This is a genomic window from Luteimonas endophytica, from assembly GCF_029887875.1.
Classification (GTDB): Bacteria; Pseudomonadota; Gammaproteobacteria; order Xanthomonadales; family Xanthomonadaceae; genus Luteimonas; species Luteimonas endophytica.
In genome coordinates this window covers 98,283-107,123 of sequence record NZ_JARXRM010000024.1, presented here as the reverse complement: position 1 = coordinate 107,123, position 8,841 = coordinate 98,283, and the positions used below count along the sequence as shown (strand labels likewise).

The 8,841-nt window shown below is 63.4% G+C and carries 13 protein-coding genes; 11 read left to right on the top strand and 2 right to left on the bottom strand.

The window, feature by feature from the left end:
• The 8 genes from QFW77_RS05745 to QFW77_RS05710 all read left to right on the top strand — a co-directional run.
• The coding region (locus QFW77_RS05745; protein WP_425603285.1) for a hypothetical protein at positions 1 to 417 on the top strand (417 nt) is incomplete at its 5' end.
• 277 nt (positions 418 to 694) lie between these two features.
• Entirely contained in the window at positions 695 to 1,759 is a 1,065-nt protein-coding gene (locus QFW77_RS05740) for an RHS repeat-associated core domain-containing protein (protein WP_331487869.1), read from the top strand.
• Positions 1,760 to 1,788: 29 nt separating this feature from the next.
• Positions 1,789 to 2,130 carry a hypothetical protein gene (locus tag QFW77_RS05735; RefSeq protein WP_280573414.1) on the top strand — a complete coding sequence of 114 codons (342 nt, stop codon included), beginning with the start codon at positions 1,789 to 1,791 and terminating at the stop codon, positions 2,128 to 2,130.
• Positions 2,131 to 2,664: 534 nt separating this feature from the next.
• The gene (locus QFW77_RS05730) at positions 2,665 to 3,114 is read left to right on the top strand and encodes a hypothetical protein (RefSeq protein WP_280573412.1); all 450 of its coding nucleotides are present in this window, start codon (positions 2,665 to 2,667) and stop codon (positions 3,112 to 3,114) included.
• A 138-nt stretch (positions 3,115 to 3,252) separates the two neighbouring features.
• Entirely contained in the window at positions 3,253 to 3,474 is a 222-nt protein-coding gene (locus tag QFW77_RS05725; protein WP_280573411.1) for a hypothetical protein, read from the top strand.
• 50 nt (positions 3,475 to 3,524) lie between these two features.
• Positions 3,525 to 3,740: an AbrB/MazE/SpoVT family DNA-binding domain-containing protein gene (locus QFW77_RS05720; RefSeq protein ID WP_280573410.1), complete on the top strand. Its 216-nt coding sequence runs from the start codon at positions 3,525 to 3,527 to the stop codon at positions 3,738 to 3,740.
• 24 nt (positions 3,741 to 3,764) lie between these two features.
• A complete protein-coding gene (locus QFW77_RS05715) occupies positions 3,765 to 4,082 on the top strand; it encodes a hypothetical protein (RefSeq protein ID WP_280573409.1) in 318 nt (105 codons plus the stop codon).
• A gap of 488 nt (positions 4,083 to 4,570) precedes the next feature.
• Complete coding sequence (locus QFW77_RS05710) at positions 4,571 to 5,044, top strand: hypothetical protein (protein ID WP_280573408.1); 474 nt, start codon at positions 4,571 to 4,573, stop codon at positions 5,042 to 5,044.
• A 70-nt stretch (positions 5,045 to 5,114) separates the two neighbouring features.
• Here the strand turns inward: QFW77_RS05710 and QFW77_RS05705 are convergent, their stop codons facing one another.
• Both QFW77_RS05705 and QFW77_RS05700 read right to left on the bottom strand, forming a co-directional pair.
• Positions 5,115 to 5,624, bottom strand: coding sequence for a hypothetical protein (locus tag QFW77_RS05705; RefSeq protein WP_280573406.1), 510 nt, complete (start codon positions 5,622 to 5,624; stop codon positions 5,115 to 5,117).
• Entirely contained in the window at positions 5,621 to 6,337 is a 717-nt protein-coding gene (locus QFW77_RS05700; protein WP_280573404.1) for a hypothetical protein, read from the bottom strand. Before QFW77_RS05700 ends, QFW77_RS05705 begins: the two co-directional genes overlap by 4 nt.
• Before the next feature lie 47 nt (positions 6,338 to 6,384).
• Between QFW77_RS05700 and QFW77_RS05695 the strand changes: the two genes are divergently transcribed.
• From QFW77_RS05695 to QFW77_RS05685, 3 genes are read left to right on the top strand one after another with little or no spacing between them, the layout of a single operon-like run.
• Positions 6,385 to 6,666: a hypothetical protein gene (locus QFW77_RS05695; RefSeq protein WP_280573402.1), complete on the top strand. Its 282-nt coding sequence runs from the start codon at positions 6,385 to 6,387 to the stop codon at positions 6,664 to 6,666.
• Between the two features lie 3 nt (positions 6,667 to 6,669).
• Positions 6,670 to 7,941: an N-acetylmuramoyl-L-alanine amidase gene (locus tag QFW77_RS05690; protein WP_280573401.1), complete on the top strand. Its 1,272-nt coding sequence runs from the start codon at positions 6,670 to 6,672 to the stop codon at positions 7,939 to 7,941.
• Positions 7,938 to 8,696 carry a hypothetical protein gene (locus tag QFW77_RS05685; RefSeq protein WP_280573400.1) on the top strand — a complete coding sequence of 253 codons (759 nt, stop codon included), beginning with the start codon at positions 7,938 to 7,940 and terminating at the stop codon, positions 8,694 to 8,696. Before QFW77_RS05690 ends, QFW77_RS05685 begins: the two co-directional genes overlap by 4 nt.
• Positions 8,697 to 8,841: the final 145 nt, after the last annotated feature.

The window sequence follows — 8,841 nt, the reverse complement described above, 5'->3', positions numbered from 1 at the left end:
GCCGTCCAACGCTTGATCTCTTCTTCCATTACCGCGCTCATTCGTGTCTCCTTGGAAAGGTTACACCTGAGCAGGAAATCACTGGGTCATTACATGGACACGCTCAACCGCCTGCACGACCGGCTGCACGCCTACGGCGACCTGGTCTTCGGCGTCGAGCGGATCGACCTGGCCGACGGCACGCTGACGATGCTGGGCGATGCGATCTTCGAAGTGGCCGAAGCCGCAAGCGACCTCATGGACAAGGTGGCCGGCCAAGCGCTTCCCGATGCGTCCAGGCGGCGAAACCACGTACGCGAGGCGCCGGCGGTCTACGGCGTACCGGCCAGCCCGGGCCTGACGCGTGATGCAGCCATGCCGATGCTGCCGCCGCCCGCGGACGCGGGCTGGCGCCCGCAGGCGGCCACCCGCCACTGATCGGGCAGGGCGCGGTGCCGGGCTCGGTCACGATCCCCGGCACCGCGTTCGTGCGATCCGTAGGCGTTTGTGTAGGCACAAAAACCGGGGTCAGGTTCGCCTACCGGCGGCCCCGCCGGACGGACCGATGGGCTGCTGGCGCGAGCGCCAGCCAGTTGGCTTGCTGGTCTCCGCGCGGGTAGGTTGCCAGCCCGGGCCCGCGATAGTCGGTACTGGGCAAGGGGTGCGGGCTGGCCTATATTCCGGCCGTGCCCAGGAAGGACTCAGGGGGAGTCATATGGATATCGACCAGCGCCGCACCACCCGCGGCATGCATCTCGGTTCTGGCGTGAGCGCCAAGCCGCCCACACCCGCCTGGCGGGGTAGCCAAGCGAAGGGCCTCGCAGCCCGCGCTGTCGTCCTGATGCTCGTCCTGCTGGCTGGGTGCTTGCTCCCCGCCGGCGCCGCGTTCGCGCAAACCACGGTGAAGTACATCCACACCGATGCGCTGGGCTCGGTGGTCGCGGTGACCGACCAGAACCGGAACGTGCTCGAGCGCCGAGAGTACGAACCCTACGGCCAGCAGCTCATACCGGCGCTGGCGGACGGGCCGGGCTACACCGGGCACGTGCAGGACGCGGCGACCGGCCTGACGTACATGCAGCAGCGCTACTACGATCCGCAGCTGGGAGTGTTCCTAAGTGTCGATCCTGTGGCGGCTTACCAGAGTCCGACAAGTCAGTTCCACCGCTACCGTTACGCGAACAACAACCCCTACAGGTTCACCGATCCGGACGGGCGAGCCGTCGAGACACCATGGGACATGTTCAGCTTTGGCGTTGGGGTTCATAGCCTTTCTGGGAACTTGCGGGAAGGGAACTGGGGAGCTGCTGGGCTCGATGCCGTAGGTGTCATTGCCGATGGTGCTGCTGTACTGCTACCGGGTTTGCCCGGAGGGGCAAGCGTAGGAATCAAAGCTGCAAGAGGCGCCGATGCAGCAATCGGTGCCGTCAATAGGACTGGTGCTGCTGCAGATGGTGCAAAGGGAGCAGATTTCGTCGTGACCCCGGGTGGTACGGCAGTTCCTACAAGTCAATCGCGCATGACGGATGGATTCGAGGCCGCGGGTATGCAGGGCACGCCGCTTCCAGACGGAAAAGGCACGTCCTATACCATGCCGGATGGCATGAATGTTAGGGCGATGGAACCATCTGGCCAGGCGCCACGCCGCGCATCGTTCACGAATTCGAACGGGGGACCCGTGACGCCAGACGGGAAAGTTCCTCAGCCGCCGCGTGGAGCCTCAGCTGCTGAGAGGCGCGATTACGTCCGTGATCGAACCCATGTGGAGCAGAACAAATGAGCAGTGTGGTACCTGCCATTCAAGCATTCATGAGCAAGTTGCCAGCTGCGATTCTCAACATCGAGTGGAACGGAGCAAGTCTTATAGTCGGCGGGCTCGGTTGGAGCCTTGCGGTCACAAGCCCATGGAGAGTTGTCGCCGAAGAGCGGATGTTGCTTGGGTCGGATGATGCTACCCATGAGTTGGTGGTCGAGCTTCTTCAGGACAAGATGGTGATTGGGTGCGAGACCCAGGGCCGGCACGCACCGCTCGATCTCGCTTTGATGCTTGAAGGCGGGAAGGTGCTAGAGGTGTTTTCAGTGGCGTACTTGGAGCCTTGGACATTGTCGTTGTCCGGCTCAGGTGTGTATGTGGCCTCTCCGTCAGAGTGACCTCTCGCCAACATCACGCACTTCGAACTCATGATAATTCTGCCCTTGTCGGAGCCAGGCATGAGGCTGAAAACCGGGGTCGGGTTCGCTTTTCGGACAGCTCGCGTGGCGAGGGGAAGGGCGCGCGGCCGCGCAGCGGACAAAGCCGTGGGTCTTGCCCCGTTTGGGCCGCCCCGATTCCGCCGTCCCGCGGCGGTGACCTGCCAGGCGATCCTCGGCGGCGCCGTGGCGGTGCGCGACCTCCTCGACCCGCGGAAACCGGGGTCAGATTCGCTTTTCGGCCGGCCTGACCTGCCGAATGCTCCGATGTGCTCCGGCTCCATCGATCAAGGCCACCCAGGCGCGCGGCCCCACGGGCCGGCGCCAGTGGCGCGCCGGGCTCACGCCATCCGCGTCGGCGTGGCCAAGCGGCCCGGTTGAAGCATCGCCAGCATTTCGCCACCATCTGCTCTGCTCGCCCCTGGCGGATGGGGAGCAAGGTCATCTCGTTCAAGTGCCCGCTTCGAGTCGTGATCGAGTGGAGGAGGCCCGCAGATGTTCAGGGCGGCGATGTCCATCGCGATCGCGGCTGTCGGACTGATGGGTTGTGACCGGGCGGAAGTGGTAGACGGTGGCACTGGCCGGTACACGCATGTGGATGTGCACTATCGAAGCTTCGATTCTCTCGCGCCCGTCTCGTACTCGAAATCCGACCTAGTCAGCCGGGCCCCGGTGAAGTTCAGCACGGATGACACCGCGACGGTAGACAGGCTGAACTCGGCGATTCCGAGCCAATGCCGTCAGGTTCGAGCACCGGTCGAGTCGTCGCTTGACTACTACTTGCTGGTCGAATTCTTCGATGGAGATCGGCTGAAGAAGGAGTTCGGGGCATCCGGGCTCCATTTCGTCGAGAAAGATGGCGTCTCGGAACGGGTGTGCGAGCTTCTTCCGGGTGATCGACAGCAGCTGGCCGAGGTGCTTGCAAGCTTCTCTGCTGCAAACTAGCGGGTCGATTCGGCGGATTCGCCTGACATCGCCTGCGGATGTCGCGTTAGACAACACCATCCAGGTGCCCAGGCGCATCGCCGGAGCAGCGATCCCGGGGGGCATAGAATGCCCTCAGAGCCGCGCGGGAGTGCCGGGATGAGTAGCCTCAGTCAGCAGGTCCACCAATTGGCCGACCAGTTGCCGCCGGAGGCGACCTGGGACGACGTGATCGAGCAGGCGCGCTTCCGCAAGGCGGTGCAGGAAGGCGTTGCGGCAGCCGACCGCGGCGAATTCGCCAGCGACGAAGATGTGTGGCGCGTCTTCCGGAAGTGGGGCGTGGACGTTGAAGGGCGGCGGGACTGGTTGGACGGGGACTGATCCGGAAAGGAAACGGACGGCGAACAGACCGCTTGGACAGGAGGCTTGCCATGCTCGCGAAACTGACCTCGAAGAACCGGATCACCCTGCCGAAAGCGGCCGTTGCCCAGGCGGATGCCGCGGAGTACTTCGCCGTCACCGTCGAGCAGGGCCGGATCGTACTCACGCCGGTGCGTGCGCAGCAGGCCGAGGCGCGCGACAAGCTGGAACAGCTCGGCATCGAGGAGCAGGATGTCGAAGATGCCATCGCCTGGGCCCGCCGATGAGGCGGCGCATGCGGCAATCGTGTCATGGATATCGAGAAGAGCAATGAACGGATCCAGCGCTTCGTCGATTGGGACGGCCCGACGCCGACGTCAAGGGACGGGATTAGGATGCCCATGGCAACACCCTTCGGAGGCTCAGCCATGTCTGCCCAGACACTACGCCAGCAAGTGCATCGCATCGCGGATGAGCTGCCGCCCGAAGCGACATGGGATGACGTGCTGTGTCAGGTCGAACTGCACGCCTCCATCGAGCGCGGTTTGGCGCAGGTCAGGGCGGGCAACACGATCCCGGCTGAAGACGTGCGGGCGCAGCTGCAGGCCGAACTGAAAGCCACGCAGTGAAGGCTGTTCCGGACGGAGGGGGTGGTGATCCGCCCGGAGTTCGCCAAGCGAAAAGGAAGCAAACCCGCACGCGCTAGCCGGTTTCCCGGGGCCGTCCCAAGTGGCACTTGGGCGTTCGCGCAATGCAGGGTCGCCCGCAGGATAGCCCACCCCGGTCGCGCGTGTACAGCCGGTATCTGCCTGCAAATCAGCTCGCCCCCTGCCATGCCTGCCAAAGATCATCCCAGGGATGTCCGGACCCAAAAAAGAGACGCCCGCGCGAGGCGGGCGTCGGGCCGGGGATGCTATCCCCGGCGGTGTTAGGCGCTCATTCTTGCACAACGATCTGACTGGCATTGCTGCCGCCGACTACATGAGCCCGGGTCCCTAGCGGCTCCAGGCGTGGGCTGAGGGAATCGAGGAAAGAAGCGAAACCCGGACCGAGCGTGATAAATACGGTGGTGACCGCCGTGGGAGGCTGCACGATGAGAAGACGGATTGCTGGCTTGATGGTCGCGCTGATGATCGCTGTGTCACCGGAGCTGGCGCGCGCTGCGGAGCCTCCAGCGCTGCTGGGAACCTGGTCGGCCGACGTGTCGCAGCTGCCGATGCCGCCCGAGGCACGCCCGAAGCGGGTCTTGATCTCCTTCGATGAGGCGGCCGGCGGTGCAAGGAAGATCAGGGTGGAGATCGTCCAGGCCGACGGGCAGGAGCGGATTTCCGAAGCCATCGTTCCGCTGGACGGAAGCACCGCCGCGATCGAGGGCGATCGCCTGGAAGCGGATGCCATTGCCGTGAAGCAGGCCGTCGCCGACGTGCTGGTGATGGCTCTGGCCAAGGGAGGTGTTCCGGCGTCGACTCGAGTCTATGCGGTGACCGCGGACGGGGAGCGGATGGTCGAGACGGCCGTGCATTTCGACGCAGACGGCAAGGCGGTCATGCGGACGTTTCTCTTCCGTCGGGTTGCCGCACGAAGCGACTGACAGAAGCTTCGTGCCAGTTCCGCCGTTCGCCCCGGGCGGATTGGCCGAGGGGACGTAGCGGTAGCTACGCTCAGGGGGTCGCTTGGCAGGCGGCCCACCTGGCCTGGTCGGCCACGGGGCCTGAAGTGATCTGATGCACCTGCCGCCCTTCGGGGCCTTCCGTCACGCAGAACGCACCCAGGTAGGAACGGTTGTTCCAGTGCGCCCCGTCCTGGATGTAGGCATTTATGAAGGCCGAGTAGCGCTTACCCGGCTGGACGGGTGCGGCTTCGACCAGCGCTTCCGCCCCCTCGGGCTGGGCGCCATATGGGAGGCACTGCGCCGGGTCCAGCATGACGGGCGGCATCCTGCCGGCCAGCGACCAGACCTCACGCACCACGTTCTCAGACGCGTCCAGCTCGGACACCACCATCGCGCCGAGCTTGATGGGGTAACGGCGCGCCTCGCGGGTATCGGCAACGCCGAAGCAGGGCAGCCCGCCCTGGTCCTGGATCGACATGTGGAGCATGCGTTGCCGGGCCTCGCAGGCGGGTGCGAAGAGCGCCAAGGCGCAGGCGAACAGGAGGCTGTTGCGTCTCATCCGGCAGGTGCCGATCCGATCAGCCCGCACCCGTCGGCGACTTGAAGCTCGATGGTAGCGAGCCGTTCCTGGCTCTCGGAGACATGCCAAAACGCGCCGAGCCCCGTCCTCTTCTCCAGCATGTAGACATCGAAGGAAGCCGTAACGAACTCGTCGACGGCGCTCTGGCCGGCAAAAAACCGCCCGAGCAGCTCCAGGTGATGGCGATGGAACGCATCGATGACGGGGAAGAAGAAAGATGGTCGAAGTCGTTTGTTGAACGCATGACATGCGGCTTCGTCTGGGGTGCCTTCCCGCATGGAAAAACGCGAGCCGATCGGTTCGATGATCTCGCACTCAATCGAGTCCGCCCTGATAAAAACGCAGTGCAGGGCGAACCCGTCGCAGCCAGGCAGCGTAAAGAAGAGATTGCCGGTGGACTCGCTTGGCGGGGCGCCGCTTCGGGCGCGCACCGCCTTCGCGTCTCGCGCAACCTGCAGCAGATCGATGGGCTGGCCCATGCGTTCTTGATGGGCGAACAGCCGCTGGAAGCAGGCCGCCAGGAACACGTCGCCGGAAACGGCGATTGCGCCGTACTTCCAGGGGTAGACCTTGCGATAGTTGCGGAGCACCAGGTCCGGCGGCCCCTGGTTTGACACCCGCGACAGCACTGCGCAATGATCCCCGGCGAGGATCAGGTGATCCTGCGCATCGGCGGCGACGATCAGCGTCATTGCTGTCAAACTCCATGGAAGCGCATCGCAGATAAGGGAACTATCTCATGCCTGGTAACTTCATCGTCAAGGCCAGCCAGCACCCGTTTCTGGCTGGAGAGAGCAGGCTCGTCGGCGTTCCGAGCCTGCCGGACACCCGGATCAAACTATTCGACGAAGGCTTCGTCCTGAAGGACAAGGCGACGGGCGAGCCGCTGCCCAACGTGCCTTACCGCATCCTCCTCAAGGACGGCAGCTACATGCAGGGCGTTACCGACAAGCTCGGACGCACTTTCGTCGTGGGCACGGCGGAGATCGAAACGCTGGTTCTGGAAGTGAAGGAGCACTGAGCCATGAGCACCGCGCCCGCCAGAGCCCTGTATCGCCGAATCGCGAATTCCGTCACCTCGCCAATAACGAACATAAGGCGCCGGGAAGTCCTGCTGGATAGACCGGCGGATGTATTACATGCGGACGCCGTAGAACTCGCGCCAGAAATCCTCGATGAGGATGGCGAGGTAGTCGACGGCTCGACCGAGTCGCAGGCCATTCCGCACAAGCACCCGATGGTCAAGGTCGAGCCCGCCACCAATCGCATCGCCCACCGGGAGGTCAAGGTCCGGGTCTGGAGCGAGGGACGCCCCGATGACCACCATGCCGGCAGGACGGTGACGTGGTCGATGGCCCCGCTGTTCGTGCGCCCGGTCGAAGAAGGCGAAGAGGAAAGCGATCCCGCTTTCCGGGGAGACTGGGCACAGGCGGCCGCCGGGCATCGCGACCGCTTCGAGGCTCCGGCAGAGTTCGCAGCCTCTGGGTTCAGCCGCATCGACCAGGAACAGGCCACGACTACGGTGAATGCCACCGGTCATACAGCCATCCGCGTCAACCTGCCGCCCATTGCGTTCAACGCGGCGCGCATCAGCGTGCAGCTCGAGGGTGAGGAGGCCGCGGTCGAGCTGATCGATCTCGAGGTGCCGGGGATCATCGTGATCGATCCGGGGCATGGCGGTGAGACTGATAGGCCAAGTTCAAGCGCCAACAACGCCACGTCCCACACCAGTGGAATTCTGGAGAAGGATCTCGCGCTCGATTTCGGTCTACGGGTCAGGACGGCCCTCCGTGCCCTGCGGGTCGGGGAGGATCGGAACCTATGGGTTCACTTGACTCGCGACGATGACACGAACATCGCCGGAGCAGAGCGCGCGAACCTCGGTCGCGATGTGGGTGCGGATGTCCTTGTGAGTATCCATTTCAACGGTTTCAACGGGGTCGCGAGAGGGACCGAAACCCTGGTGAGGCGACGCAGCGACAACGTGAACTACGATGAAGATGTCGCGCTGGCACAGCGGTTGAACGATGCGGTATACGGCGCCATTCTTGCTCGTGATGAGGGCGCGATAGATCGCGGGATCAAGGAGCGCCAGCTCGCCGTCTTGAGCGACGGCGATCTTGGGAACACCGCTGCTCATCATCCTTTGCGCTCCGCGCTGCTGGAGGTTGAGTTTATCGACAACGAGACTGTGGATGAGCTGCTCAGCATCAATGAAAACCACGAGCAGGTAAGGCAGGAAATTGCAGACGCCATCGCGAATGCCCTGGTCGATGACCTGATGAAGAGCTCATGATCACGCTTCGGTTCATTGAAGCAAGGTTGCTGGAGCGCGCTTTGCCCGTGATCGCCGCGATCGCTCTGGTTTTGCTGTTGGGGTGCACGCCAGGGGTCGGTCCGATTGAGCATCCGCCCACAGAAGCTGGGCAGGCAGCCGACTCTCCGCGAGCTGAACCAACAGAGGCGAGATCGCATCGTTATCGATTGGCCCCCGCACCCCATGATGAAGAAGCGATTCGGGACAAGTCGACGCCGCCGCCCTTGGTGCTGCGCGGTCGCGGGACTGCCGGAAAGATAGTGAATCGTCAGGGCGAGACGGTCATGGATGCGGCTAAGAGCGGGTCTATTTATGGGCTCGAGCTAAGCCCAAGTCGAGACAAGGCCCTCGTGTACTTCGGAGATGCGAATTACACGGTTCTTGATACGGACACGCTAGAGGAAGTGGCAGATCCACCGGCCAAGCCACCCAGATATCAGGACGCCACCGGATTCAGCTGGTGGTTTCTCGATGATGGCCGCCTGATAGGGCAGGCAGACCTGCCGTCAACAGACACGGCAGGGAAGACGGCCGCTGATATCGAGTCACTGCTGCCCCGGAGCACGTTGATCTATGTCTATGAGTTTGAAAGCGACTCACTTGCCTCTGTGGAGATCGATGGCCAGTTGCCCTCCATCTTCTCCATACACGAGATTCTTGGGGAGAAGATCATCCTGTTGACTCCGGATACCGAACTGCTGCACGCGGCGCTCGTTCGAGATACAGGGATCTGACCGTCCGGGTACACCGATGACCTTTCGGATACCGCTCTCGGGCACTTGAACGAGAAACACGGAAAAGAAGCGCTGGAGCGTGTGCGTCGAAAAAGCGGAGGGGCAAAGTCGTTTCGATCACACGATTGAACTGGTGGACTTCCAG